Origin of the sequence: Campylobacter sp. RM16189 (assembly GCF_012978815.1) — a bacterium.
In the GTDB taxonomy this organism is placed as follows: Bacteria; Campylobacterota; Campylobacteria; order Campylobacterales; family Campylobacteraceae; genus Campylobacter_A.
Genome location: NZ_LIWR01000004.1, coordinates 145683 through 171215, shown reverse-complemented (window position 1 = coordinate 171215; position 25533 = coordinate 145683). Strand labels below are relative to the sequence as shown.

General features: G+C 36.7%; 29 protein-coding genes. 22 read left to right on the top strand and 7 right to left on the bottom strand.

The window, feature by feature from the left end; all coding sequences use genetic code 11:
• From CDOM16189_RS04235 to mnmG, 3 genes are read right to left on the bottom strand one after another with little or no spacing between them, the layout of a single operon-like run.
• Entirely contained in the window at positions 1-423 is a 423-nt protein-coding gene (locus tag CDOM16189_RS04235; RefSeq protein WP_211436578.1) for an ABC transporter permease subunit, read from the bottom strand.
• 29 nt (positions 424-452) lie between these two features.
• On the bottom strand, positions 453-821 hold the full coding sequence (locus CDOM16189_RS04230) for a hypothetical protein (protein WP_170000742.1): 369 nt from the start codon (positions 819-821) through the stop codon (positions 453-455).
• 30 nt (positions 822-851) lie between these two features.
• A complete protein-coding gene (gene mnmG / locus CDOM16189_RS04225) occupies positions 852-2744 on the bottom strand; it encodes a tRNA uridine-5-carboxymethylaminomethyl(34) synthesis enzyme MnmG (protein WP_170000741.1) in 1893 nt (630 codons plus the stop codon).
• A 140-nt stretch (positions 2745-2884) separates the two neighbouring features.
• Here mnmG and CDOM16189_RS04220 point away from each other — a divergent pair, with 140 nt between their 5' ends.
• From CDOM16189_RS04220 to ribE, 6 genes are all read left to right on the top strand, one after another.
• The gene (locus CDOM16189_RS04220; RefSeq protein ID WP_169972798.1) at positions 2885-3556 is read left to right on the top strand and encodes a response regulator transcription factor; all 672 of its coding nucleotides are present in this window, start codon (positions 2885-2887) and stop codon (positions 3554-3556) included.
• Between the two features lie 285 nt (positions 3557-3841).
• Positions 3842-5182 (top strand): sensor histidine kinase, encoded by a 1341-nt coding sequence (locus CDOM16189_RS04215; protein ID WP_169972800.1) that lies wholly within the window; start codon positions 3842-3844, stop codon positions 5180-5182.
• A 63-nt stretch (positions 5183-5245) separates the two neighbouring features.
• Entirely contained in the window at positions 5246-5413 is a 168-nt protein-coding gene (locus CDOM16189_RS04210; RefSeq protein WP_169972802.1) for a dihydroneopterin aldolase, read from the top strand.
• Positions 5414-5422: 9 nt separating this feature from the next.
• The gene (locus tag CDOM16189_RS04205; RefSeq protein ID WP_169972804.1) at positions 5423-5680 is read left to right on the top strand and encodes a disulfide bond formation protein B; all 258 of its coding nucleotides are present in this window, start codon (positions 5423-5425) and stop codon (positions 5678-5680) included.
• Complete coding sequence (locus tag CDOM16189_RS04200) at positions 5671-6984, top strand: hypothetical protein (RefSeq protein ID WP_169972806.1); 1314 nt, start codon at positions 5671-5673, stop codon at positions 6982-6984. The genes CDOM16189_RS04205 and CDOM16189_RS04200 overlap by 10 nt, the downstream gene beginning before the upstream one ends.
• Before the next feature lie 65 nt (positions 6985-7049).
• Positions 7050-7658, top strand: coding sequence for a riboflavin synthase (gene ribE / locus CDOM16189_RS04195; protein ID WP_169972808.1), 609 nt, complete (start codon positions 7050-7052; stop codon positions 7656-7658).
• An 18-nt stretch (positions 7659-7676) separates the two neighbouring features.
• Here the strand turns inward: ribE and pstB are convergent, their stop codons facing one another.
• The 4 genes from pstB to CDOM16189_RS04175 all read right to left on the bottom strand — a co-directional run bounded on the left by pstB (position 7677) and on the right by CDOM16189_RS04175 (position 11657).
• Positions 7677-8429, bottom strand: a complete 753-nt coding sequence (pstB, locus tag CDOM16189_RS04190; RefSeq protein WP_349304328.1) for a phosphate ABC transporter ATP-binding protein PstB — start codon at positions 8427-8429, stop codon at positions 7677-7679.
• A 16-nt stretch (positions 8430-8445) separates the two neighbouring features.
• Positions 8446-9606 carry a phosphate ABC transporter permease PstA gene (gene pstA / locus CDOM16189_RS04185; protein ID WP_169972812.1) on the bottom strand — a complete coding sequence of 387 codons (1161 nt, stop codon included), beginning with the start codon at positions 9604-9606 and terminating at the stop codon, positions 8446-8448.
• Between the two features lie 10 nt (positions 9607-9616).
• A complete protein-coding gene (gene pstC, locus CDOM16189_RS04180; RefSeq protein ID WP_349304327.1) occupies positions 9617-10504 on the bottom strand; it encodes a phosphate ABC transporter permease subunit PstC in 888 nt (295 codons plus the stop codon).
• Between the two features lie 130 nt (positions 10505-10634).
• Positions 10635-11657 (bottom strand): substrate-binding domain-containing protein, encoded by a 1023-nt coding sequence (locus tag CDOM16189_RS04175; RefSeq protein WP_169972816.1) that lies wholly within the window; start codon positions 11655-11657, stop codon positions 10635-10637.
• 125 nt (positions 11658-11782) lie between these two features.
• On the opposite strand from CDOM16189_RS04175, the gene CDOM16189_RS04170 reads away from it, so the two are divergent.
• The 16 genes from CDOM16189_RS04170 to argS all read left to right on the top strand — a co-directional run bounded on the left by CDOM16189_RS04170 (position 11783) and on the right by argS (position 25527).
• Positions 11783-12439 carry a response regulator transcription factor gene (locus CDOM16189_RS04170; protein ID WP_169972818.1) on the top strand — a complete coding sequence of 219 codons (657 nt, stop codon included), beginning with the start codon at positions 11783-11785 and terminating at the stop codon, positions 12437-12439.
• Entirely contained in the window at positions 12433-13449 is a 1017-nt protein-coding gene (locus tag CDOM16189_RS04165; RefSeq protein ID WP_169972819.1) for a sensor histidine kinase, read from the top strand. Before CDOM16189_RS04170 ends, CDOM16189_RS04165 begins: the two co-directional genes overlap by 7 nt.
• Positions 13436-14140, top strand: a complete 705-nt coding sequence (pgeF, locus tag CDOM16189_RS04160) for a peptidoglycan editing factor PgeF (protein WP_170000740.1) — start codon at positions 13436-13438, stop codon at positions 14138-14140. Before CDOM16189_RS04165 ends, pgeF begins: the two co-directional genes overlap by 14 nt.
• Before the next feature lie 258 nt (positions 14141-14398).
• Positions 14399-15154 carry a DUF4198 domain-containing protein gene (locus CDOM16189_RS04155; protein ID WP_170000739.1) on the top strand — a complete coding sequence of 252 codons (756 nt, stop codon included), beginning with the start codon at positions 14399-14401 and terminating at the stop codon, positions 15152-15154.
• Positions 15155-15257: 103 nt separating this feature from the next.
• Entirely contained in the window at positions 15258-15473 is a 216-nt protein-coding gene (locus CDOM16189_RS04150) for an acetyltransferase (RefSeq protein ID WP_169939904.1), read from the top strand.
• Between the two features lie 4 nt (positions 15474-15477).
• On the top strand, positions 15478-16083 hold the full coding sequence (locus CDOM16189_RS04145; protein WP_170000738.1) for a tetratricopeptide repeat protein: 606 nt from the start codon (positions 15478-15480) through the stop codon (positions 16081-16083).
• A gap of 74 nt (positions 16084-16157) precedes the next feature.
• Positions 16158-16880: a tetratricopeptide repeat protein gene (locus tag CDOM16189_RS04140; protein WP_169972826.1), complete on the top strand. Its 723-nt coding sequence runs from the start codon at positions 16158-16160 to the stop codon at positions 16878-16880.
• A gap of 79 nt (positions 16881-16959) precedes the next feature.
• Entirely contained in the window at positions 16960-18099 is a 1140-nt protein-coding gene (gene iadA / locus CDOM16189_RS04135) for a beta-aspartyl-peptidase (protein WP_169972828.1), read from the top strand.
• 289 nt (positions 18100-18388) lie between these two features.
• Positions 18389-19183 (top strand): 30S ribosomal protein S2, encoded by a 795-nt coding sequence (gene rpsB, locus CDOM16189_RS04130; RefSeq protein WP_169939912.1) that lies wholly within the window; start codon positions 18389-18391, stop codon positions 19181-19183.
• Positions 19183-20247 carry a translation elongation factor Ts gene (tsf, locus tag CDOM16189_RS04125; RefSeq protein WP_169972830.1) on the top strand — a complete coding sequence of 355 codons (1065 nt, stop codon included), beginning with the start codon at positions 19183-19185 and terminating at the stop codon, positions 20245-20247. Before rpsB ends, tsf begins: the two co-directional genes overlap by 1 nt.
• A 2-nt stretch (positions 20248-20249) precedes the next feature.
• On the top strand, positions 20250-20894 hold the full coding sequence (locus tag CDOM16189_RS04120; RefSeq protein ID WP_169972832.1) for an ABC transporter ATP-binding protein: 645 nt from the start codon (positions 20250-20252) through the stop codon (positions 20892-20894).
• Positions 20885-21649 carry a flagellar biosynthetic protein FliR gene (gene fliR / locus CDOM16189_RS04115; RefSeq protein WP_169972834.1) on the top strand — a complete coding sequence of 255 codons (765 nt, stop codon included), beginning with the start codon at positions 20885-20887 and terminating at the stop codon, positions 21647-21649. Before CDOM16189_RS04120 ends, fliR begins: the two co-directional genes overlap by 10 nt.
• Positions 21650-21709: 60 nt before the next feature.
• A complete protein-coding gene (locus CDOM16189_RS04110; protein WP_169972836.1) occupies positions 21710-23050 on the top strand; it encodes a hypothetical protein in 1341 nt (446 codons plus the stop codon).
• Between the two features lies 1 nt (position 23051).
• Positions 23052-23663: a guanylate kinase gene (gene gmk / locus CDOM16189_RS04105; RefSeq protein ID WP_169972838.1), complete on the top strand. Its 612-nt coding sequence runs from the start codon at positions 23052-23054 to the stop codon at positions 23661-23663.
• A 40-nt stretch (positions 23664-23703) separates the two neighbouring features.
• Positions 23704-23931 carry a twin-arginine translocase TatA/TatE family subunit gene (tatA, locus tag CDOM16189_RS04100; RefSeq protein WP_169972840.1) on the top strand — a complete coding sequence of 76 codons (228 nt, stop codon included), beginning with the start codon at positions 23704-23706 and terminating at the stop codon, positions 23929-23931.
• A 9-nt stretch (positions 23932-23940) separates the two neighbouring features.
• On the top strand, positions 23941-25527 hold the full coding sequence (gene argS / locus CDOM16189_RS04095; RefSeq protein ID WP_169972842.1) for an arginine--tRNA ligase: 1587 nt from the start codon (positions 23941-23943) through the stop codon (positions 25525-25527).
• Positions 25528-25533 lie beyond the last annotated feature (6 nt).

Below are 25533 nucleotides of genomic sequence, written 5' to 3'. Positions count from 1 at the left end.
TTACACTAAATCTTTTTTTGAAAACACATAATATCCAATAAGAAAGCAAAGAATGCTAATTATGATTGAATATCCAAATTTATATATTATAAACATTGCAGGTGTAAATTTATCGAGTATAAAATAGGCAGCAGGAACTATAACGGCCAAATTAGGATCAAAAAGACTAATAGCTGCTATCCTAAAAAGCTCAATAGGGTTTAATAGAGCGATAGTATAGATCGTAGTTTCTCTAATAGCGCTTTTAAGCATTAAGCCTATAAGAGCAATGTCTAAAAAGGCTATTAAAACAAGCCAGAGCAAGAAAGCAACGCCTTGACCCATCTCCTGATTTTTTACTATGCTTGAAATTAAAAATCCAAATGATAAAAATACCACGCTTAAAACAAGAAGCAGTAGAGTATAGAAGAAAAATATATCCAATGGTATCTTAGTTCCTTTAACTATGCCTATTAAAAAAGATAAAAAATTTCACTTTCTTCTATCAGTTCTTCTAATTTAAATGTGTTATCTTTATTTATCATATAAGTATTGATATTAAAGTTAAATCTTTGTATCTCATTATTAATTATTTCTGTTGTTTTACACCTATTCAAGAAATACTTCCTGACAGGAAAATGAGTAAAAAGTAGCTCCGGAGAAAGATTGTAGCTAAAAGTATAATTTTTTTCATGGTTTTTTATTATAACCTTGAATTTATTATTTGCATAATCATCACTATTAAGCATTAGTCTTATTGGGAGTAGAATTTCAAAAATATCTTTAGGATTTTTTGCCATAAATTCTGGGATTATATTCCTAGTGGTTTTGTTTCTCCTCATTTCCATTCTCATTTTTTATTGTATATATTATCAATTTTTATTTCCTATTCTCATTTTATTTTGACTTTGACAAAATTGCTTAATATAAATGTGTAAAATATCAATCGCAGCAGGTGTAATGCCCGAAATTTCACTTGCTGCAAATAGCGTAGGCGGCGCAAATTTTTCAAGTTTTTCTACTACTTCGTTACTAAGCCCGCTGATACCGCGGAAGCTAAAGCCTTCAGGAATTTTGATGCTCATCATATCTTTCATTTTATCGATTTGGTTTTTTTGTTCGTTTATGTAGTGCTTGTATTTGCATTCGATTAAAATTTGCTCCAAGCTAGCTTCGTCTAAATTTTCAAAGAATTCATCCAGTTTGCGCAGTTTTTGCTCGTTAAAGCTCTTTCTGGCAACTATCTTTTGAAGCGTTATTTTTTCGCTGATGATATCTTCATTTAAGCTTGCAAGCATGGCTAAATTCTCTTTTGACGGAGTTAGCTCACGACTTTCTAAAATTTCAAGCCCTTTAGCTAAATTTGCTCTTATACTTTCTATTTTTTCATAAGTTTTTGCATCTATCAGCCCAAGTTCGCGTCCGTATGAGCCAAGTCTTAAGATCGCGTTATCTTCGCGCAAAAGCAAACGGTATTCTGCTCTGCTGGTAAACATTCTATAAGGCTCTTTTGTGCCTTTTGTGACCAGATCATCTATCATCACGCCGATATACGCTTCATCTCGGCGCAAGACTAAAGGCTCTTTTTCTTCCAGACTTAAAACCGCATTTATGCCTGCCATTAGCCCTTGTGCGCCTGCTTCTTCGTATCCTGTCGTGCCGTTTATCTGGCCTGCTAAGTAAAGCCCTTTTATCTTTTTGGTTTCTAAACTGTGTTTTAGCTCGGTAGGCTCGACATAATCGTACTCGATAGCATATCCGTGGCGAACTATGCGAGCCTTTTCAAAGCCTTTTACCGAGCGCAGCATCTTAACTTGCACCTCGTAAGGAAGGCTCGTTGAAAAGCCGTTGATGTAGTATTCAGTCGCTTCAAGGGTTTGAGGCTCGATAAAAAGATGGTGGCGCTCTTTATCTGCAAAGCGATTTATTTTATCTTCTATGCTTGGGCAGTATCTTGGTCCGACACCCTCGATTTGCCCCGTAAAAAGAGGCGCTTTATCGAAATTTGAGCGGATAGTTTCGTGCGTGATGTCGTTTGTATAAGCGATGTAGCAAGGCAGTTGGGTAGGGCTAAAATTCTCGGTTCTAAAACTAAACGGCTTTGGATTTTCATCTCCGCCTTGCTTTTCAAGCACGCTAAAATCAATCGTCTTGGCATCTATCCTTGGACAAGTTCCGGTTTTTAGCCTGCCCATTTTAAGCCCTAAACTTGCAAGACTTGAGCTTAAATTTGTAGAGCTTAGCTCGCCCACGCGACCTGCTTCAAGCTTGTTAAATCCAACGTGAATAAGACCGTTTAAAAAAGTTCCAGTGGTAATGATAAGCTTTTTGGCGCCATACGTATTTTCAAGATGTGTTTTTACGCCTGTTATTTCGCCGTTTTGAGTTAAAATTTCAGTTGCTATCTCTTGAGAAATTTCCAAATTTGGAGTGTTTAAAAGCAAATTTCGCATATAGACTCTATATCTGTCCATATCAATTTGCGCTCTTGAACCGCGAACCGCAGGACCTTTGCTCTCATTTAGCACGCGAAACTGAATTCCCGTAGCGTCCGTTGCAAGCCCCATAGCTCCGCCAAGTGCGTCTATCTCTTTTACGAGATGACCTTTTGCTAGTCCTCCGATTGCGGGATTACAGCTTGCTGCACCGATTTGCTCTGCTAGAATTGTTATAAGAAGTGTTTTTTTACCCATTTTTGCAGCCGCCGTGCAAGCTTCAATACCCGCATGACCGCCGCCGATCACGACTACATCATAATTATCCACTAAATTTGCCTTTTAAAAATAAGGGGGATTTTAGCCAAAAAGTTATAAAGGTTAGCTGATTAAGATTGTATAAAATTTTAGTTATAATTTTATACAAATTTATTAGTTTTTTAATATCTGTCAAATTTTTGGAGTTAAATTTGGGATTAGAAATTTTAAAATCAAAAAGCGTTTTATATGCAGAAGATGAACCAAGTGTCGCAAACGAGGTTATAGCCCTTTTGAATATGTTTTTTAAAGAAGTTTTTTATGCAAAAAATGGAAAAGAGGTTTTAGAAATTTATGAAGAAACAACTCCAGACATGCTTTTACTTGATGTGTCTATGCCTATTTTAGACGGGCTTGAAGCGCTTAAAACCATAAGAAAAATTGATAAAGATATAGTTGTAGTTATGCTTACGGCTTTTGATGATAAGAGCACGCTTTTAAGGGCTGTAGAGCTAAATATAACAAAATTTTTAGTAAAGCCTTTTAATAAGCAAAATTTTATATCTATGCTTGAAGCTTGCGCTAAAAAATTCAGTCCAAAAGATATAAAAATAGATGAAATTCGCACTCTATCGCTTGAAAATATGTCTATACAAAGCGAGCAAAATTTAGAGATAAAGCTTACCAAAAAGGAGTTTTTACTACTTAAGTTTATGCTTGAAAATAGAGGCAGAATTTGTCAATTTGATGAAATTTTAAATGCGGTTTACGAGTATGATAAAGGTAGCAAAGATAGCTTAAAAGCTATAATTAAAGAACTTAGGAAAAAATGCGAATTTTTATCTCTTGAAAACTCTTTTGGACTAGGGTATATACTTAAGTGAAGCTGTCTATAAAAATTAAAACACTAAGCGTTGTTTTGGTAATTTTTATCCTGTTTTTATCGGTATTTTCATATTTTCGCTATGAAAATATGAAGAGTATAAGTCAAAACAACATGCAAACTACAAATTTTAGACTTCAAAATCTAATCAAGCAACATATCTAGCCTTAATGAGTTTTTACATAATAGAGCCGAAGCAAATTTTAACTCTACGGGAGTTAGACATGCTTTAAGAAATTCTCTTTCAAATGAGCTTTACGCGCTTAGTTTGGGTAGGTATAAAATTTTGTCCAAAGAGAATATTTTTCTAAAACAGATGGCGTTTTTTGATAATAATTTTAAACTCATAACAAAGATGAATGATAGTATAAATTTGCCTATGATAGCGGCATGGAATGACGGATTTTATCTACATAAAGATGAGGTGTTGTTTATAAGTTCTACGAAAAACGAAGACGGATATCTTGTTTTTATTTTTGATGCGAAGCATTTTTTGGATCTTGTAGAAAAGGAGGGTTATGCTAAGGCTAAATTTGTGCTTGATTTTGAGCTTAATAATTTTAAGAAGGCTAAAATAGGCATACTTGATAGGGTATCAAATCCGTTTTTGTCCTTTGAAAATTTATACATCTTTGAAGATAAACTTACTTTAATGCATAAATTTAATATAGATTTTTTAGGTGGCAAAAGCGGATATATCGTAGTTTTTGAGGATATGTCGGCACTAAATAAAGATATAAAAAAGGCTTTTTATGTAACTGTCGGTGTCGGATTTATTATGTTTGTGAGTGCTTTTTTGATACTAAATTATGCTTTTAACGTTTTGATTAAAAGGCTTGAAATAAGCGAGCGCAGTTTAGCTTTTGCAAATGAAAATTTAAAAAATGAGGTAAAAACTCAAACCGAGCAGATCATACAAAAAGAGCGGGTTATGATACATCAAAACCGCTTAGCAAGCATGGGTGAGATGCTCTCAAATATCTCTCATCAGTGGAAGCAGCCTCTAAGCGCACTTTCTGCAATCATCACAAAGCTTGATCTTATGAATGACGTGAGTGAGATTAAAAGAGAGGATTTAAGAGAAAATTTGAGTAAATCTTCGCAGATAATTGATTTTATGTCAAAAACAATCACTGATTTTAAACTATTTTTTGCAAAAGAGAGTGAAAAAAGAGTTTTCAGTATCGAAGAAGAGTGTGATAAGACGATAAATCTTGTAAGCGCGCTTTTAAGCTCAAAGTCAATTGATATCAAAAGAGAGTATAGGTCAAATTTTGAAATTTTAGGTTATGCCGGAGAGCTTTCTCAAGTGGTCTTAAATCTTATCACTAATGCTAAGGACGCTATATTGCAAAATAGTGTAACAGAAGGCATTATAACTATTAGCATTGATGAAGATGAAAAATTCGTAAAAGTGAGCGTAAAAGATAATGCCGGAGGCATTAAGGTTGCGCCAATAGATAAAATTTATGAGCCATATTTTAGCACCAAAGACAATAAAATAGGCACCGGAATAGGGCTTTATATGAGTAAAACAATTATAGAAGAGCGATTTGGCGGCGCTTTAACTGCGATAAATTTAGACGGCGGTGCAATATTTGAGATAATTTTGTCTAAAACCTCTTAAATCTCCCTATTTTCTCCCTAGTTCTAATTATAATTTTTAAAATTTGATTTCAAGGAGGACGTAGTGGAGTTTTTAACACTTGTTATTATTACTATTTGTATGTATCTGCTGATGTTTAAGCCTGAGCGAGAAAAGCTTGCTTTTGGAATGTTTGGGGCGGCTACTTTTATCCTTGTAGGAATGTGGTTTGTCACCACTTTTGGCTCCATCTTTGGTAATGGAAATTACTAGGAGGATATGATGAATTGTCTAAATGAAAAGAATTTCAATCTAGTAATGGCTACTGCTATCATGCTTATTTTGGTTATTCCTGTTGGAATAGCTAATGTTTGGCTCGGATATGTCGTAAGAGAGAGTCCTTACGCGCTTTGTTGGTGGGAGCGTATGGGTATGATTTTGGTGGGACTTCTAGGCTTTTTTATGCTTAGATACGGACCAAGGCTAAAATACGTTATATCGGTATTTTACTTGCGGCTTTTGGTATTCATATGGGCTTAAGACATCTTGGAAATTTCGTTCAGCTTGATGTAGATATGGGTCTTGGAGCCGAGATTATGGGTATTGGAACCTATACTTGGGCTGCTATAGTTTATTGGGCCGTAGTTATAGTTATGTCGCTTTTTTTAATGTTTATAAAAAGAAGCGAAGAGTTAAATGCTGATTTTACAGTACAAAGAAGCATTGTTAAGCCTTTTAGCAAATTTGGCAAAATTGTATTTTACGTCTCTTTTGCTCTTGTTATTTCAAACGGCATTCAAGTGTTTTTTACCAACGGAATTCCTCCATACGGAGGCAAAGCGCCAAACGATAGAATGAGTCTAAATTTGCCTATGATAAGCAAGACTTGGGAGACTTATATTTGGGATAGATTAAAGAGTTTTAGTATAAAAAAGGATTATCCTGAAAAGCCTTATATACATGGAATTTTTAATACTAAGAAATTTAACGAAAACTTTGCAAGCGGAGCTTTTGAAGAAGCTAAAAAGCTTCAAATTTTATCAACTAAAGAGATTGGTATTAAGATGAATAAAGGCAAGATGATAGCCGCCGTATCTTACGATAATAAAAATGAAGAATTTGCCTTTACTTCGCACTACGGCGGAAGTTATTTTACAAAAGATCTAAATACGGCTAGTAAATTTGCAGTAGTTGATTATCAAAATAGTTGGAATTTAGGACACACTACAGCAACTGCATTTACCGGCGAAAATTTGCTAGTAATCGGGCAAAACAAGACGGCTTACGGTTTAAGAAAGCTTGAAAAGCCTATGGATGAAGTCATCCAGTATAGAACGTTTTTAGAGACAAGCGGGAACTACGGAAGCTTTTTTGAAAAGAATGTAGATAGATATACCAAAGATGGAAGACCTTTTTTAACCACGATAAGAGCTAAACAAGCTTACGCTTTGGCTTTTGCTGCCGATGAAAAATTTATGTATACAGTAAGTGCTGCAAATAGAGTTGTTAAAAATGTCGTTGTCAGCAAATTTCTTATAATCGAAAGAAAGATGAGTTCTGAAGCTTATATCAAACCTTCTAAGGATTTAAAGCTTAAGGAAAAAAGAAATTTAAAAGACTATTACGTTGTGGGTGCTGCTGTTGATGGCGATAGAATTCTAGCTTATAGTAGAGAGTATAGCACGCTTTTAAGTATCGATAAAAACAGCTTTGAGGTTAAAGATGTGTATGAGATGCCGCTTATGAAAGAGCCTCATTCACTTGCAGTAAGTAAAGATAAACTATATGTGCTTGGTTTTGAAAACGGAAAGAATTTATTATACGAAATAGAAAAGCCGTTTTGAAATTTGATTTAACTTGTTTGTGAGTAGAAATTTAGTAAAATTTTTAAAAATTTAAAGGCTAAATTATGTTTAACGGACTTATTCGCGAGATAGCCGAGGTTGTTAGCTACTCACAAAACAAGCTTAGACTAAAGGCGAAACATAGACCAAATTTAGGTGACAGTATCGCTGTAAACGGCGCTTGCTTAAGCGTGATAGAGCTTTTTGCGGGCGGCTTTAGCGTTGAGCTAAGTGCGGAAACCAGAGCTGTTGTAGCGACTGAAAATTTAAAAGGGCGGGTTCATATGGAGCCTGCTATGAGGCTTAGCGATAGAGTGGATGGGCATTTGGTGCAAGGTCATATCGATGCGCTAGGCGAAATTTCAAAGATAGTTAGGCATGAAAACGGAGTGGATTTTTATATAAATTTGCCGCGAGATATCATGCACTTAATGGCAAATAAGGGCAGTATCTGCGTGGATGGAGTAAGCCTTACGATAAATGAGGTTACGCCAAACGGAGTGCGCCTAACGATCATTCCCATAACATTTCGCGAGAGCCTTTTTAGCGAGTTTAAAACGGGTCGAAGAGTAAATATCGAAAGCGATCTTTTGGCGCGCTACGTGGCTCACCAGCTTGGACTTAAAAACCAGATGAGTTGGGAAGAGATAGATCATATCGCAAGTCTTTATTAGAGCTGTTAAAGCGAAATTTCAACCGAATTTGCCGTGGATGTATTGCTTGGTCTTTTTCTCTTTTGGGTCATGAAAAATTTGCTTCGTTTCACCGAATTCAACCAAATCTCCAAGATGGAAAAAGCCCGTAAAATCAGCTATTCTCATGGCTTGTTGCATGTTGTGAGTAACGACAACTATGCTAAATTCTTCACTCAGATCAACCATAAGCTTTTCTATTGTTTTTGTCGATATCGGATCAAGTGCGCTTGTAGGCTCATCCATCAAGATAAGCTCTGGCTTAATGGCTATAGTTCTCGCTATACAAAGGCGCTGTTGCTGACCGCCGCTAAGCGAAGTTGCAGGACTTTTTAGCTTGTCCTTGACCTCTTCAAACAGCCCCGCCTTTTTCAGGCTATCGACTACCAGCTCATCGCACTCGCTGCCCTTTTTTACCATCTTATGCACGAGCGGAGCGTATGAGATATTTTCATATATGCTTTTTAAAAACGGATTTGGCTGCTGAAACACCATTCCTATGCGTTTTCTGACCTCTATCTCATCGGTGTTTTTTGAATATATATTATGATCATCTACTATAACTTCACCGGCAATTTTGACATTTTCTATCAGATCATTCATTCTATTAAAGCACCTTAAAAAAGTTGATTTACCGCATCCCGAAGGTCCGATAAGTGCGGTGATTTTTTTATTATAAATATCCATATTTATATTTCTAAGTGCTTGTTTTTCTCCGTAAAAGAGGTTTAAATTTTTGCTTTTTGCTTTTATTTTCATATTTTTCCTTTTAGTTTTTATTGTTTTGCATTCGGCTTCTTATAATGATGGCGGCTAAATTTAGTGTAAATGTCGTAAATAAAAGCACTAAAATAGCGGCACTTGTTTTTTCTACATAAATTCGCTCCGGGCTTGAAGACCACATGTAAATTTGAGCCGGCATTACGGTTGACGGATGTAGCACATTCGTAGCGATTTCAGGCACAAAGGCTATCATTCCTACTATTATAAGCGGTGCGGTTTCGCCGATAGCGCCTGCTAAAGCCATGATAAGTCCGGTTAAAATTCCGCTAAATGCGTTTGGCAAGACGTGATCTTTTAGCACTTGAAGCTTTGTAAGTCCGAGTGCGTATCCGGCTTGAGATATGCTCTCAGGCACCATTTTAAGAGCACTTCTTGTACTTACTATGACTACCGGTAGGCTCATTACAGCTAGCACAAGACCTCCTACTAGAGTTGAGCTTCTTGGCATGCCGAAGAAATTTATAAAAACGGCAAGTCCCAAAAGTCCAAATATAATAGAAGGAACGGCGTTTAGGTTGTTTATATTTATCTCTATAAATTTTGTAAATTTGCTGTCTTTTGCAAATTTTTCAAGATAAATTGCACTCGCAACTCCTATAGGGAAAGCAAGTCCCATAGCCACCGTCATAGCTAGCACGCTTCCTATTATCGCCGACGCAAAGCCTGCGTTTTCCGGTATTTTGGAGTCTCCTTTTGTGAAAAAGTCGCTATTAAATTTGCTTACTATCACGTCTTTTTCAACTAGCTTAAATATAGCCTTTCTATCGTCATCGCCGAATTTTGTGAAATTATGCTTTAAAAAGCTGTCCGTATCGGCGTTTGCGATTGCTTCGTAGCTTTTGGTTTCGCCTATTTTAAGACCGTCTTGTTTTATTAAATTCGGTAAATTTCTAAGCCAAGCGCGAGATATGTATTTTTTCTCTATGTTTGGCAAAGAGTATGGATTTTGAAGCAGTTTTTCGGTGACGGTTATATCTATTTTTACGTAGTGTCTAGTAAATTCAGGCATTGCGGTTTTAACAAGAACCGATAAAAAAAGTAGCAAAAAGCCTATACAAAACATAAATGAAAATTTTGATAAGCCTTTAAAAATTTTGCTTTGCAACTTCCTTGATTTCGCATCTTTTGCCATAAAATAATTTTTCATTTTTTAGCCTTTACAGATTTGAAATTTTATATTTTCTTTGGAAATTTCTTGAGATTAAAACGGCTATTAAATTTATGATAAAAGTTAGCACAAAGAGCGTAATGCCAAGAGCAAATGCGCTTAATGTAAGCGAGTTGTCAAACTCCTGATCTCCGCTTAAAACCTCTACTATTTTAACCGTAACCGTAGTCATATCTTCAAGCGGATTTAGGCTTAAATTTACTCTTAAACTCGCCGCCATTACTACTATCATCGTTTCGCCTAAAGCTCTTGAAAGCCCTAAAAGACATGCTCCTATGATGCCGGGCATCGCAGAAGGAAGCACGACGAAGCAAATGCTCTCTTCTTTTGTTAGCCCAAGACTTAAAGCCCCTTCTTTGAGTCGCTTTGGCACAAGCGATATCGCGTCGTCACAAAGGCTTGAGATCATCGGTGTTATCATTACTCCCATGATAAGCCCCGCGCTTAAAGCGTTATTGTAAGATGCGTTTATGCCGAAATTTGAAGCTATTTTTACGACTAAAGGAGCCACAAAAATAGCCGCGAAAAATCCATAAACCACACTCGGAACCCCTGCTAAAATTTCCAAAATCGGCTTTAAAAAGCTTCTGGCTCGTCTGCTTGCATATTCGCTTAGATAAAGAGCGCTAAATAGCCCAAAGGGAACAGCCGTTAAAATTGCAATTAGACTTATATAAAATGTTCCGAAAAATAGCCCTATGGATCCAAAGTGAGCCTTTTTGTCTAAAAAGGCATCGTGCGGTGCCCAAATAGAGCTAAAAAAGAAGCCAAAAGCGCTCTCTTTTTTAAAAAAATTAAGCGCTTCAAAGATAATTGAGCCAAGTATCATAAGTGTCGCTAGTATCGTAATGAGCGATGATACAAATAAAAATGCGATAACTAATCTCTCGACTTTTTTGTTTGTTAGGCTTAGGTTTTGTAAATTTAGTGCCGTATTTTGGTGTTTATAGAAAAAATAAACGCCAAATGATAGGCAAAATAAAACTATATAGAGCAAATTTAACTCCTTATTTTATAACTTTACCGCTTTTTATCATCTCTTTAGTAAGTCTAATAGGCTCTTTTGCGTTTCGTTTCATTTTTGTAAAAGTTTGGCTATCCGCAGGGATTAATCCGATTGTTTTTAGCACTCCTTCATCTCCTATCATCTCTTCGCTTATAAACATATCTATAAAATCATTTATCTCTTTGTTTTTTGCTCTGTTTTGGTTTTTAACGTAGAAATAAAGACTTCTTGCAAGCTTGTAGCTACCGTCGCTAACGCTATTTTCATTCGGTGCTACGCCGTCTATCTTTACGGCTGCGACTTTGTCTTTGTTTTCTGCTAAAAAGCCGTATCCGAAAATTCCAAATGCGTTTTTATTTTGGGCTAGTTTTGCGATGATTAGGTTGTCGTTTTCGCCTGATGGGATATAGACTCCATCGTCTCTAATTTGGCTGTATTTTCCTGACTTATCACCATACTCTTTAAAGCTTTTTGAGGCTTTTTGCATGAGTTGCTCTTCAAAGCTATCTCTAGTTCCCGAAGTTGTCGGAGGTCCGTATATAACGATAGGTTTAGAGCTAAGAGAGCTATCTATATCGCTCCATTTTTTATACGGATTTGCTACTAATTTGCCATCAATTGGAACCTCTTTTGCAAGCGCTAAGAAAATTTGCTCTTTGCTTAGATTTAGTTCGCCGTTTTGCTTACCCATAGCAAAAACGATCCCGTCATATCCGATCATATATCCGCTTATATCTTCTATGCCGTTTTTTAGGCACTCTTCAAACTCGCTCATCTTCATAGGACGAGATGCGTTTGCTATGTCTATACTGTTTTTGTCTTGTGACGAACAAAACACCTTAAAGCCTCCGCCCGTGCCGATACTCTCTACTATCGGGGTCTTTTTATTTTTTACAACCGCAAATTCCTCCGCAACATAACTTGCAAAAGGAAATACCGTTGAGCTGCCGGCTAGCTTTATCTGATCTGCCAAGGTTACCGTGCAAATTAGCGAAGTTAAGATTAAAGCCTTTGAAATTTTCATCTTTTCTCCTTTTTGATTTTGATAGCGTAAGTGTAAAATTTTTTGGAAACTTTTAAGAAACATTTTACGATTGATTTGTTTTTGGAAATTTTGTAATATAAGCTTTTTAAAATTTAAGGAAAAACATGTCTGCGCTAATAGCTTTGATTGATGATGAAAAGGATCTTTTGGATATTTTAGAGTATCATTTACAAAAGGCTGGATTTGAAGTTGTAGGCTTTAGCAGCGTATCCAAGATTGAGCAGTTTTTAGAAGAAGAAAGTGTCGATCTTTTGATAGTGGATAGAAATTTAATCCATGCCGAAGGAGCTGTTTTTGTAAAAGAGCTAAGAAACAAAGGCTTTAACACGCCTGTTATTTTTCTTAGTGCAAAAGACAGTAAAGAGGCTAAGCTCGAGGGTTTTAAAGCCGGCGGAGATGACTATATCACAAAGCCTTTTGACGTGGATGATCTTATAGTTAGAGTTAAGGCTGTTTTAAAGAGAACAAAGGGCGAAAGCAAGATATACAAATTTAAAGATATAGTTATAAATTGCGAAACGAAGCAAGTTTTTGTAGCCGATAACGAGATAAATTTAAGCAAGCTTGAGATGAATTTGCTTATAGAGTTTATAAAAAATCAAAATATAGTTTTAAGCAGAGATTATCTTTGGGATAAAATTTGGAACGGCGAAGAGATAAGCGAAAAGACGATAAATATCGCTATAAAACGCCTTAGGCAAAAGCTTGGAAATAGCGACTATATAGTTTCGGTTAGGGCTATGGGATATAAGATATGCTAGTTAAAAATAGAAATTTTATATTTTTATTTTGCTTGCTTTTTGTGCTTTGCGTAACTGTTTTAAAACTGCTTGAAAATATCTATATAAGCGCACTTTTGATATCTTTTTTGTTTGTGGCTTTTTTGTTTTTTATAATCAAAAAAGACACTAGCAAACTTAATGTAAATATTGAAAATTTAAAAAATTCAAACTCTGAACAAGACGAATATAAGATGTTTTTTGGCGAGAGTAAAAATCTCCAAGATACGATAAAAGAGCTTAGAGAAGAGCTTAGAAAAAAGAGCAAAAAATCCATTAAAAAATCAGCCAAAATAAAGCTTAGAAACACACAACTTCAAGGCATTTTAAGCTCGATTTCTCACGAGTTTAAAAATCCAATCGCAATCATTCAAGCCTCATCTCAAACGCTTTTAAACGATAAAAATTTAAACAGCGATATGAGAGATAAATTTATAGAAAAGATCACCAGAAACTCGCAAAAAATCGTAAATCTGATAGATAGATTAAATTTAAAATCAACCGAAAGCCTAGAGCTAAACATCACAAGTTTTAGCTTACTAAAACTTGTAAATGAAGTTAAAAGCGAGCTTTTGGAAAAATATCCAAATAGGGTGATAAATGTATTCAAAAAAGAGATTTATATAAGTGCCGATGAGGCTCTCATAAAGCAAGTTTTGGTAAATTTCGTTGAAAATGCGCTTAAATACTCTCAAAAAGATATAGAAATTTACTTTGCAAATGAGGCTGTTTTTGTAAGAGATAGCGGCGCAGGAATAGAACAAAAAGATATAAAGCTGGTTACTAAAAAATATTTCAAAACAAAAAGCAATATAAAAACCAACTCTTTTGGCTTAGGGCTTTATATCGCAAAACAAATTTTAAGACTTCACGGCTTTGAAATGCTTATATCAAGCGAGGTCGGCAAAGGATCGGTGTTTGGCTTTGGCTATGTTAAAAAAGGGTCTGATGAAATTTTAGACGAGAGCGGACAAGCGGATGAAACAAATTAATTTTATACTTGATAACGAGCGTTTTTACGGTGGTTTTACAACTTGTTTTGGAGGAGTTAGCAGAGGAGCTTATAAGAGCTTAAATTTGGGCGATCATGTAGGAGACGAGCCTAAAAATGTAGCTAAAAATCGCGAAATTTTAGCGAATTTGCTTGGTGTGGAGATAAGAAATCTAAAATTTATGCGTCAAATTCACTCAAACCGCGTGGAAATAATTAGAAATTTAGATGATGAAATACCTCCTTGCGACGGCATAATCACAAATTTAAAAGGCGTTGCGCTTTGCGTTTTAGTGGCTGACTGCTCGCCTATTTTGATTGTGGATGAGGTGCGTGAGGTTGTGGCTGCTATCCATGCGGGAAGAGCGGGAACTGTAGGTAAGATTTGCACCAATACCGTAAATTTAATGAAGCTCGAATTTGGGTGCATCGAGCAAAATTTAAGCGTTTTTATTGGACCAAATATCAAAGGCGGTTGCTATGATATAGGCGGGCTTGATCTTGGCGAGTTTAATAGATACAAAAACGATGTTAAATTTGATATAAACGCCGCTTTGGCTGATGAATTTAAGGAACTTGGCGTAAAGAGCGTAAAATTTGATGAAATTTGCACGCATTGCGATGAGAGGTATTTTTCCTATCGCAGAGAGCGAATTACGGGAAGATTTTCGGGTTTTATTATGGCGAGATAGCGATTAAGCTTGGCTGCTTGATTATTGATCAGATATTGCTTATTAAATTTAAATACGCAAATTTGTAGAATTATTAATAAACTTTGAAATATAAGGAATTTTAAGCTTTTTATTCTATTTTTCTATTTTATTCTTAAATTTTGTTGTATTTCTCATTTAAAATTATTATTTAATTTTTTAGCCCAAAAAACTTGATTTTAATTATCAGTTATGTTATACTCAACCTGTCCAATCTTAAAATTTAACAAGGAGATAGTAATGAAGAAGATATTAACTTCTTTAGTCGTAGCAGGTGCGTTAAGCGGTGCTTTTGCACATGATTTTTGGGTAACGGGTAAAAATGCGGACAAATTTAGCGCAGATATCGGCTATGGACACGGCTTTCCTATGCCTGAAAAGATCGAAGATAAGCGTGTAGGACTTTTTGATCCGCTATATATCGTGGATAAAACCGGTGCTAAAACCGTTTTAAAGCAAGCCGGCGAAAACTATCACTATGAGGGCGAAAAGCTCAAAAAAGGCTCTTATGTTCTAGCAGGCGACTATAAACCTACATTTTGGTCAAAAGATAAGGACGGCAAGTGGCATCAAGACGGACATAAAGAAAATGTAAAAAACGTTGAATCTTGCGGATTTCACGCTAGAACGGCTAAAAGCATAATCGTAGAAGGCGATCAAGTGGAGGACTTCATCTATAAGCCGATAGGTCAGATCGTAGAAATCGTTCCTCTAAGCGATATTACGAAGATCAAGGTTGATACTCCTTTTAAATTGCAATTTTTCGCTAACGGCAAGCCTGCGAAAGTTGCTAAAGTTACGGGCGTGATTGAAGGATTTCCTGAGGGTAAATATACATTTTTTGGCACGACTGACCTTCAAGGCGTGATCGAAGTTATAGCTATCAAAGAGGGAAATTGGCTATTTCAAGCCAAGCACGAGACGGCTTACGCAGATCCTAAAAAATGCGACAAAGAAGAGCTTGACGCTAGTCTTGTAATAAAAGTAAATAAATAATCTTCCTTACCGATCGGACTAGTTCCGATCGCCTCTTTTTCTTTGATAATTCAGTTTTGTTGTTTTATAATTTTATTTTTTAAAATACTTAAAGGACTGCATAATGGGATATGAAGCCTTTGCGCCTAAGGATTTAAGAGTGGTAAAAATAATTCAAAACGCCAAGAAATTTGGAGTGGAAAGACTTCAAAACGAAGCTTTGGTAAAGGAATTCTTAAATCGCGAGCAAATTTCATTAAGTGAAGACGAACGCGAAAACATAAGACAAATTTTTATAAATTTGATGAAGATTGAAGAGGAAGTGCAACTAAGCGGGTGAGATAATGAAAAAGATAGCTTTGATTGTTTTATTGTCTTCTGCTCTTTTTGGTGCGCAGTTGCAAGAAGCGCAAAGACTCTTTCGCATAGGAGATGAAAAAGCCGCAGCTAAAATACTAACTAAAAGCTGCGACGAAAGAGTTTTGGACTCTTGTGTTATGCTTGGAAATTTTTACTTTTCAAACGACAAGCGTAAATTTGAGTATGAAAAGGCGGTTAATCTCTACGCAAAGGCATGCGATGGCGGAAATTTGCTTGGTTGCGATAGACTTGCGAGCGCTTATTATGAGGGCAGAGGGGTTAAGCAAGACTTCGCGTTTGCTGCTAAATTTGCTAAGCAAGCTTGCGATGCCGATATTCCTTACAGCTGTATCATCTTAGCGAATTTGCACTACTACGGAAACGGTGTCATAAAAGATCATGCACAGGCGCTTAAATTTTACGAGCGGGCATGTGAGCTTGAGACGGCTTCAAGTTGCGTTATGGCGGCAAAGATGCATGAAAAAGGCGAGGGTGCGCCAAAAGACATACAAAAATCGCTTCTTTATCACGAAAGAGCATGCGCTCTTGGAGCTAAATCAAGCTGTGATAAAGCTCAAAATCTAAAATAAACGATAAATTTAATCCACCAAAAAGAGATGATTTGTTAATATCACGTCCTTAAAATTTCACAAAAAGGACAAATTTGAAAAAGATTATCTGTATGATGGTTTGCGCGGCAGCGCTTTTTGCCTCGACTTTAAACAAGGCTGATGATGCGTATGTAGATGGCAAATACGAAGAGGCGGCAAAGCTTTATGAGAAGGCTTGCAATGAGGGCGATATGCAGGGATGCTATAACCTTGGCGCCATGTATGAAAACGAAAGAGGCGTTAAATACGACATGCAAAAGGCGGTAAACCTCTATGAAAAAGCTTGCAACGGCGATAATGTCTATGGCTGCTATAACCTTGCTATGGTTTATAGCGATTTGAAAGATTACGCAAAAGCTGTTACGCTTCTAACGAAAGCTTGCAACGGCGAAGACGGCATGGCGTGCTTTAACTTGGGCGTGTTTAACTTCAAAGGCGAAGGCATAAAAGAGGATAAAAAGGCAGGCAACGAATTCTTTAAAAAAGCTTGCGAATACGGGACTCCTGAAGGTTGCTACGAGCTAGCGCGCTCTTATGTAAGGGGTCATGGAATCGAGCTAAATTTCAAAAAAGCCGAAGAGTTTCACGCTAAAGCTTGCCAGATGCATCACTCAAGAGGTTGTTACAACGTGGGTGCGCTAAATACAAATCCGAAAGCCAAAGCTCACATGAAGCAAGATAGAGAAAAGGCTAAGGAGTTTTTTAAGCAAGGCTGCGATCTGGGTGATGAGCAAAGCTGTGAAAATTTAATGTTTATGGAGCTTGGAAAGCTTTGATTTAATTTTGCATAAAGGCTAAAATTTCTTTAAATTTGCTAAAATAAAAAATCTACATTTAAAATTTAAAGGAGTTAGCATGCTACTACTTAAAAATGCAAATTTATTTACCCCTGAGCATGTCGGAGATAGTGATGTGCTTGTGGGCGGAGGTAAAATTTTAGCTATCGGAAAAGGACTTGATTTCCGCTGTGAAAACCTTGAGACTTACGATCTTAAAGGCAAAATTTTAGCTCCCGGACTAATCGATCAACATGTCCATATCACTGGTGGAGGAGGCGAAGCGGGATATCATTCAAGAACTCCTGAAATTAAATTAAGCGAGATCGTAAAGCACGGTATCACGACTGTCGTTGGAGTTTTAGGCACTGATGGCTGCACCAGAAGTCTTGAAAATCTTTACTCCAAAGCAAAAGCACTTGAATTTGAAGGAATTTCGACATTTATCCATACAGGTTCATACGCTACGCCGACTGTTACTTTTACGGGAAGTATTACTAAAGACTTAGTGTTAATCGATAAAGTTAGAGGCGTTAAAATCGCAATGTCGGATAACAGAAGCAGTTATCCGACCGATGAAGAGCTTATCAAGATCCTAACTCAGATAAGAATTGGAGGCATGATATCCAAAAAAGGCGGCGTGATGCATATGCACATGGGCGGACTATCTAGCAAGCTTGATGCGGTGTTTAGGATACTAAAAGACTGCGAATTTCCTGTTCAGTACTTCTCGCCGACACATTGTGCCAGGACAAAAGATCTCTTTGATGAGTGCTTGAAACTGCAAAAGATGGGCGGATTTTTTGATATCACAAGCGGCGGAAGCCAGTTTGCTCCGCTTCATGAGGTAATCGCTTACGGCATCGAAAAGGGCTTAAAGCTAGACATGATGACGATGAGTTCTGATGGCAACGGAAGCGTGCCTAAATTTGATGAAAGTGGTGCTTTGGTCGGATACGGATGTGCAAGTTGCAGTGCAAATTTAGACGTGCTAAGAGACGTGGTTAAAAACAAAATTTTAACTCACACTCAGGCTTTTGCTTTGATGGGAAAAAATGTGGCTAAATTTTTAAATTTAGAAAATAAAGGCTCTATAAAAGTCGGTTTTGACGCGGACTTTACGAGCTTTAATGAAGATATGGCAGTTCAAGACGTAATAGCAAAAGGCGAGTTTTGCGTGAAAGATAAAGAGCTTGTTAAAAAAGGATTTTTCGAGTGATTTTATTGCGACCGTGATAGTAAATTTGCGATTGTATTTAAAATTTGCAGGCTCTAGTTTAGTGTGCCGGGGTCTGTAAATTTTGATAATTAAAATTTACTAAGAATTTTGCTTTTAACCAAAACCTATTCATAAAATTTAGCTTAATTTTATATTGCTTTCAGTATAATCCAAGCTTCAATTCACACACACCAATCCTAAAATTTGGTTGCGATAGGTGCAAATTTGTCGTTAATGGGTGTGGAGGAGAAACCTAAATTTCGCGCAAAAGCGCACAAGGAGAACCGATATGGTAACAATGAGAGATTTGCTAGAGTGCGGCGTTCACTTCGGACACCAAACACGCAGATGGAACCCAAAGATGAAAAAATTCATTTTTGGCGAGAGAAAAGGTATCTACATTATAGATCTACAAAAAACTATCCGCTACTTCCGCTACACGTACAACATCGTTCGTGACGCAGCGGCAGAGGGTAAAACTATCCTTTTTGTCGGAACAAAAAAACAAGCTGGTCAAACAGTTGGCGAATACGCTGAAAAATGCGGAATGCCATACGTAAATCACCGCTGGTTGGGCGGCATGATGACAAACTTCGGAACAATCCGCCAAAGCATACGCAAGCTTGAAGTTATCGAAGCTATGGAAGAAGATGGCTCAATCAATCTTCTAACCAAAAAAGAAGCTTTGATGCTAAGAAGAAAAAAAGAGAAGCTTGTAGCCTACCTTGGCGGAATTAGAAATATGAAAACTCCACCTGATATGATCTTTGTTATCGATACAGTTAAAGAAAAAATAGCAGTTCAAGAAGCAAACAGATTAAAAATCCCTGTAGTTGCTCCGATAGATACAAACTGCGATCCTGACGTAATCGACTATCCAATCCCTGGAAATGACGATGCTATCCGTTCGGTGCAACTTTTCTGCCAAGAGATGGCTGAGGCTATCATCGAAGGACGCTCACAACTTGAAAAAGACGGCGGTGTAGCCGAAGAAGGCAAAGAAGAGGTTACTCAAGATGAGAAAGATGCTGTGCTAGAAGAGGCATTTAGCGAAGAAGAATTTGAAGCGGAGGATGAAGAATAATGGAAATAACCGCACAAATGGTAAAAGAGCTCCGTGAAGCAACCGGAGCCGGAATGATGGATTGTAAAAAGGCTTTAGCCGAAGCTAACGGAGATATGGAAAAAGCCGTAGATATACTTCGCGAAAAGGGTCTTGGGCAAGCCGCTAAAAAAGCCGACAGGCTTGCAAGCGAGGGTCTTGTAACGGTTGAAGTGTGCGAACACTGCAAGAAAGCAACTATTACAGAGATAAATTCAGAAACCGATTTTGTTGCTAAAAACGTTCAATTTCAAAACCTTACAAAAGACACTACCGCTCATATCCAAGCAAACTCTATCTCTAGCGTAGAAAGCCTTAATGAGAGCGTTATAAACGGTGTTAAATTTGAAGATTATTTCAAGGGTCAAATCGCTACAATCGGCGAAAATTTGGTAGTAAGACGCTTTGAGACAGTTAAAGTAGATGAAAACGGCGTATTAAACGGATATGTACATTCAAACGGACGCGTTGGCGTTATCATCGCTGCAGCTTGCGATAGCGCTCAAACAGCTCAAAAAGCAGAGGATTTCATAAGAAATTTATGTATGCATGCAGCCGCTATGAAGCCAAGCGTGATAAGCTACAAAGATCTTGATAGAGAATTTGTGGAAAAAGAATTTATCGCTCTTAAAGCCGAGCTTGAAAAAGACAATGAAGAGTTGGTTCGCCTTGGCAAACCGCTTCACCATATCCCAAGTTACGCAAGTAGATTGCAACTTACCGATGATGTCGTAGCAAAAGCCGAAGACGCGATAAAAGAAGAGCTAAAAGCCGAAGGTAAGCCTGAGAAAATTTGGGATAAAATCATACCTGGCAAGATCGAAAGATTTTTTGCGGACAATACCGTACTAGATCAAAGACTTACTCTTTTAGGCCAATTTTACGTAATGGACGACAAGAAAACTGTTGAGCAGGTAATAACTGAAAAGAGCAAAGAGCTTGGCGGCAAAATCGAGATTGTAAAATACGTTAGATTTGAGCTTGGCGAAGGCTTGGAGAAGAAAAACGAAGATTTTGCGGCGGAAGTTGCGGCGCAAATGGCTTAAAAATGGAAATTTTAAAGGGCGTAGATCTTAGCTTTGCGTATGATTATACGCTCTTTGAAAATGTCAATATATCTTTAAATTCCCGCGAAAGCTCGGCAATTTTAGGCGTAAGCGGATGCGGGAAATCAACTATACTTCATATACTTTCAACACTGCTTAAGCCTAAAACGGGCGAGGTTATTTATAAAGGCAGGTCGCTTTATGATCTCTCTTCAAACGAGCTTTTGCAAATTCGTAGACTTGATTTCGGAATTATTTTTCAAGCGCACTATCTGTTTAAAGGCTTTAACGCAAGGGAAAATATCGAACTTGCAGGAATTTTATCGAGTGAAAATATAGATGAAAATATCCTTAAAAATTTAAAAATCAAAGAAGTTTTAAATCAAAAAGTAGGCGAATTGAGCGGAGGGCAGCAGCAGCGCGTGAGTATCGCTAGAGTGCTATGTAAAAAGCCAAAAATAATATTTGCCGACGAACCCACCGGAAATTTAGATAAACAAACCGCAAATGACGTCATGAACACGCTTTTTGAGTATATCAAAGCAAACGATGCCGCACTCGTGCTTGTAACGCATGATAACGAGCTTGCAAGCAGATGCACAAACGTATATAAGCTAGAGGATAAACAACTGCAAAAATGGAGATAGTAAGCTTTTTTGGCGCTGATAGAGTGATAACTTTTATGCTTTTATTCGCCAGATTAAGCGGGCTTATCGTGTTTTTCCCGTTTTTTGGACACTCTCAAATTCCAATTTCTGCAAAAACCGCTCTTACGTTTTTTTTAACTATCTTCTTATTTCCTATGGCTAGCGTTAAAAGTGGAGAAATTTACTATATTGCAGTTGAAATTTTAAGCGAACTTATGCTTGGACTTTGTGCAGGATTGCTTGTAACCATCGTATTTGGCATACTTCAGCTTGCCGGCGAGCAAATTTCTATGGTTATGGGATTTTCTATGGCTAGTGTGCTTGATCCTCAGACGGGTATAAACTCGCCCGTGATGTCAAATATCATAAATTTTCTTGCTTTGATGACGTTCTTGGCATTTGACGGACATCATCTTTTGTTGCTATTTTTTGCAAATTCACTCACCCATATCCCGCTTGGCGAATTTTATCCAAGCGCAAATATAGTTCATTACACTTCAAAATCGATGATAAATCTCTTTATGTTCGGCTTTATCATGTCGTTTCCTATCCTTGCACTTTCTCTTTTGTCCGATCTTATTTTTGGCATGCTTATGAAGACTATGCCGCAGTTTAACCTGCTGGTTGTGGGTTATCCTATTAAGATTGTGATAGGGTTTTTAGTGCTGATTGCTATTTTAACAGGAATGATGGAACTATTTAGCGAGCTTATGTTTAGAGTGATAAACGATATGCCGTCGCTCTTTTTTAACTAAGCTAGGAGTAATAAAAAATATCTTAAAATACCTATTTTAGGTTTTATGAAAGGAGTCTTGATGAAAGTCGCACTTGTCAATAGTAATCCTGCAGTATCGCGCTTGGCAACGCTTAGCCTTAGTAAAATAGGATATGAATATATTGAAGTTGATAACCTTGATGATATTAAGGGCAAGTTTTTTGATATATTAATTTTAGATAGCGAAATTACTGTTCAAGATGTAAATTTAGAAGAGATAACAAGTAAAATTTTATACCTATCTTCTAAAAGCTCTCCGGAATTTGATCGTGCGGACAAGATTTTACCAAAGCCTTTTTTACCTACGGAATTTATATCTATTGTAGAATCCTTAGGGCATACTCAAGATCAAAATTTATCTGGTTTTGATGAAGATAAAGAAAATTTTAGCGAACTAAAAGACGAACAAGATTCTTTAGTTTCTATCGAAGATAGCGAATTTGTAGATAAACTTAGCGATGAGCTATTTAAAGATGAGTTTGGTATAAAAGACGACAATATTGAAGATGACAGATTTAGCTTGGATGATTTTGATATGGACTTGGCGGATAAAGATGAAGAGGCTAGAGATTTAGATAGCACTAGTGAAGATGATGATATAAACAAAGAAGATATTTTAGAAGAATTTGATGATTTTAAAGATGAAGAACCTGCTGAGATGACTTCAAGAGAGGAGGATCTTTTGTCTGATTTTGGCTTTGATGATGACAAAAAAGAAGATATCAAAGAGAATGCAGATCTAAGTGACCTTGAAATTGAAGAGTCATCGCAACCTAAAGATGAGCTGGCTGAAGAAAATGAGTATAGCAAAAATGAAGATTTAAGTGACGAAATAGAGCTTAAAGATGATGGCGATAAGGTTGATTTTGAAACAGAAGACGATACATTTGCCGATATCAGAAAAACTATAGATGAGATAGATAGCCTAGATAGTGAACTAAATTTAGATGAATTTGAAGATAAATCCGAGAGCGAATTTGCAAATGATCGCTCTGAAATGGTAAAAAAAGAGAAAAATTTAGATACACAAGATCAATTAGGAAATGAAGATTTTATAAAAGAAAGTGATGAGATGGGCGATTTTACGTTTATCGATCAAGAGAGTGAATTTAAGGGCGAGCGGTTAAATGTATCCAGCACTAGCGAATATGACGATATTGATCAGATAAAAGAAGAGGATCTGGCAAAGGCTTTGAACGAGGATTTTGCCAGTATAGTAGAACCCACAAAAAGCGATTTAGTAGGTAGCTCTGAGGCTATAAAAAAAGAGCTGGCGCATAAGATAGGAGAGCAGATCACAGGCGCTCTTAGTGCCGATTCTATCAAAGAGGCCTTAAAGGGTCTAAATATAAAAATAAATATAACATTTGAGGAAAAGTAGTTTGAAGGGGCAAATTTTACTTATTTCAGGACCTAGCGGAAGTGGTAAAAGTACCCTTTTAAATAGGCTTTTAAAAGAGGAAACCGATCTTTATTTTTCGATTTCAAGTACAACAAGAGCTATAAGAGATGGTGAAAAAGATGGTGTAAACTATCACTATATCAGCGAAGAGGAGTTTAAAAAGGGTATCGAAGAGGATAGTTTCTTGGAGTGGGCGTATGTGCATAAAAACTACTACGGAACATCATTAAAACCTGTATTAAAAGCTCTTAATGAAGGAAAAATCGCCGTATTTGATATAGATGTGCAAGGCTTTCATATAGCTAGAAAAAAATTTGGCGAGCTTATAACCTCTGTTTTTATTACAACTCACAGCCAAAATGAACTTAAACGTAGGCTCGAGGGTCGGAGAACCGATAGCGCACAAACTATTGAACATCGCCTAGCAAACGCTCTTGATGAGATGGAGCACATCTTAGAATACGATTATTTTTTCATAAACGATGATCTTGAAGAGAGTTATAAAAACTTGCAGTCAATTTTAAGAGTTATTAGGCTAAAAAGTAATAGTATAAATTTACGCGAAACTATCAATAATTGGCGTGAATTTTGAAAAATATGATAATATAACGAAAATTTTAAAAGGAGAAAAAATGGGTCCAAGTGTCCAACAATTGCTTATAGTTTTACTTATAATAGTTTTGCTTTTTGGAGCAAAGAAGATTCCGGAGCTTGCAAAAGGACTTGGTAAGGGTATAAAAAGCTTTAAATCAGAGATGGAAACCGATGATAAAAAAGCTGAGAATGTAGAGAAAGTTGAAGAGAAAAAAGAGGAAGCTATAACCGCTACAAAAGTAGATGAAACCACTAAGAGTGCGTAAGGTTTAGGGTTGAAAAATTTAGTCATAGACGAGATAAAAAAAGTTATAGAGGTTGATTTTGTCCTTGAAAAACCAAAGGATAAAAATCTCGCCCACTATGCGACTCCTCTTGCGTTTTCTTTGGCAAAAGAGCTTAAAAAATCTCCGGTAATCATAGCACAAGATATTGCTAGCAAATTTCAAGACAGCGAGATCTTTGAAGTAAGCGCATTAAATGGCTATATAAATTTTAAGTTAAAACAAAATTTCTTAGGCAATCTTGCTAAAGCCGCTATAGAAAACCCTCAAAATTTTGCAAGAGGCGGAGCCGAAAGTGAAAAAATTTTACTTGAATACGTAAGTGCAAATCCTACAGGTCCTCTTCATATAGGTCACGTAAGAGGTGCTGTATTTGGAGATACTCTTGCTAGAGTCGGCAGATATATAGGCAAAGATATTAAGACTGAATACTATATCAATGATGCGGGTAATCAAATAGATCTGCTTGGAATTTCCATAAGTCTTAGAGCCCGCGAAGAACTTTTTAGTGAAAATGTAGTCTATCCGGAGGCTTATTATAGAGGCGATTATATCCTAGACATAGCTAAGGCTGCGGAACAAAAATTTGGCAAGGAAATTTTTTACGATCAGAGTAGAAATTTAGAACTAGCCGATTTTGGTAAAGACATTGTATTAAATCTTATTAAGCAAAATTTAGCAGATGCGCAAATTTTTATAGAAAACTGGTCAAGCGAGAGAAGCTATTATGATCAGCTTGACGAGACTCTTGATAGGCTTAGATCTTGTAACGGAATATATGAGCAAGAGGGTAAAATTTGGCTAAATTCCAGTTCGGTTGGAGATGAAAAGGATAGGGTTATAGTACGTGAAGATGGTCGCGAAACCTATCTGGCGGGCGATATCGTATATCACAACGATAAATTTAAGCGCGGATACGATAGATATATAAATATCTGGGGGGCCGATCACCACGGATATATAGCAAGAATGAAAGCGGCCGTACATTTTCTTGGCTATGATGAAAATAGACTAGAGGTTTTACTCTCACAGATGGTTAGCCTACTTAAAAACGGCGAACAGTTTAAGATGAGTAAGAGAAGCGGTAATGTAGTCTTGATGAGTGATGTTGTGGAAGAGATTGGCTATGAAGCTCTTAGATTCATATTCCTTAGCAAAAAGAGCGATACTCACCTTGAATTTGATGTAGACGAGCTTAAAAAAGAGGATAGTTCAAACCCGATTTTTTACATAAATTACGCTCATGCAAGAGTTAATCAAATTTTTGCAAAGGCTGGTAAAGTTGTAGATGATGTCAAAAATGCGAACTTTGTAAATTTGAATGAAGATGCTAAAAATCTGCTTTTTGAAGCACTTGCTTTAAACGAGGTTTTAGTAGATGCGTTTAACGTTCGCTCTATGCAAAAAATTTGTGACTACTTAAAGTCTTTGGCTGCTAATTTTCATAAATTTTATAATGAAAATCGAGTTGTCGGGAGCGAAAACGAAGATGAGTTGTTAAAGTTATTTGCAGTTGTTGCACTCTCTATAAAAACAGCGCTTTCTCTTATGGGAATAACTGCAAAAGATAAGATGTAAATTTAT

What these genes read in the sequence shown, in the direction of transcription:
- CDOM16189_RS04170 (WP_169972818.1), top strand. Translation starts at nt 11,783, where the DNA reads ATGTCTGCGCTAATAGCTTTGATTGATGATGAAAAGGATCTTTTGGAT.
- CDOM16189_RS04200 (WP_169972806.1), top strand. Translation starts at nt 5,671, where the DNA reads ATGGGCTTAAGACATCTTGGAAATTTCGTTCAGCTTGATGTAGATATG.
- rpsB (WP_169939912.1), top strand. Translation starts at nt 18,389, where the DNA reads ATGGTAACAATGAGAGATTTGCTAGAGTGCGGCGTTCACTTCGGACAC.
- CDOM16189_RS04230 (WP_170000742.1), bottom strand. Translation starts at nt 821, where the DNA reads ATGAGGAGAAACAAAACCACTAGGAATATAATCCCAGAATTTATGGCA.
- ribE (WP_169972808.1), top strand. Translation starts at nt 7,050, where the DNA reads ATGTTTAACGGACTTATTCGCGAGATAGCCGAGGTTGTTAGCTACTCA.
- CDOM16189_RS04165 (WP_169972819.1), top strand. Translation starts at nt 12,433, where the DNA reads ATGCTAGTTAAAAATAGAAATTTTATATTTTTATTTTGCTTGCTTTTT.
- pgeF (WP_170000740.1), top strand. Translation starts at nt 13,436, where the DNA reads ATGAAACAAATTAATTTTATACTTGATAACGAGCGTTTTTACGGTGGT.
- CDOM16189_RS04175 (WP_169972816.1), bottom strand. Translation starts at nt 11,657, where the DNA reads ATGAAAATTTCAAAGGCTTTAATCTTAACTTCGCTAATTTGCACGGTA.
- iadA (WP_169972828.1), top strand. Translation starts at nt 16,960, where the DNA reads ATGCTACTACTTAAAAATGCAAATTTATTTACCCCTGAGCATGTCGGA.
- CDOM16189_RS04120 (WP_169972832.1), top strand. Translation starts at nt 20,250, where the DNA reads ATGGAAATTTTAAAGGGCGTAGATCTTAGCTTTGCGTATGATTATACG.
- tsf (WP_169972830.1), top strand. Translation starts at nt 19,183, where the DNA reads ATGGAAATAACCGCACAAATGGTAAAAGAGCTCCGTGAAGCAACCGGA.
- CDOM16189_RS04145 (WP_170000738.1), top strand. Translation starts at nt 15,478, where the DNA reads ATGAAAAAGATAGCTTTGATTGTTTTATTGTCTTCTGCTCTTTTTGGT.
- tatA (WP_169972840.1), top strand. Translation starts at nt 23,704, where the DNA reads ATGGGTCCAAGTGTCCAACAATTGCTTATAGTTTTACTTATAATAGTT.
- pstA (WP_169972812.1), bottom strand. Translation starts at nt 9,606, where the DNA reads ATGAAAAATTATTTTATGGCAAAAGATGCGAAATCAAGGAAGTTGCAA.
- CDOM16189_RS04155 (WP_170000739.1), top strand. Translation starts at nt 14,399, where the DNA reads ATGAAGAAGATATTAACTTCTTTAGTCGTAGCAGGTGCGTTAAGCGGT.
- CDOM16189_RS04110 (WP_169972836.1), top strand. Translation starts at nt 21,710, where the DNA reads ATGAAAGTCGCACTTGTCAATAGTAATCCTGCAGTATCGCGCTTGGCA.
- fliR (WP_169972834.1), top strand. Translation starts at nt 20,885, where the DNA reads ATGGAGATAGTAAGCTTTTTTGGCGCTGATAGAGTGATAACTTTTATG.
- CDOM16189_RS04150 (WP_169939904.1), top strand. Translation starts at nt 15,258, where the DNA reads ATGGGATATGAAGCCTTTGCGCCTAAGGATTTAAGAGTGGTAAAAATA.
- CDOM16189_RS04205 (WP_169972804.1), top strand. Translation starts at nt 5,423, where the DNA reads ATGAATTGTCTAAATGAAAAGAATTTCAATCTAGTAATGGCTACTGCT.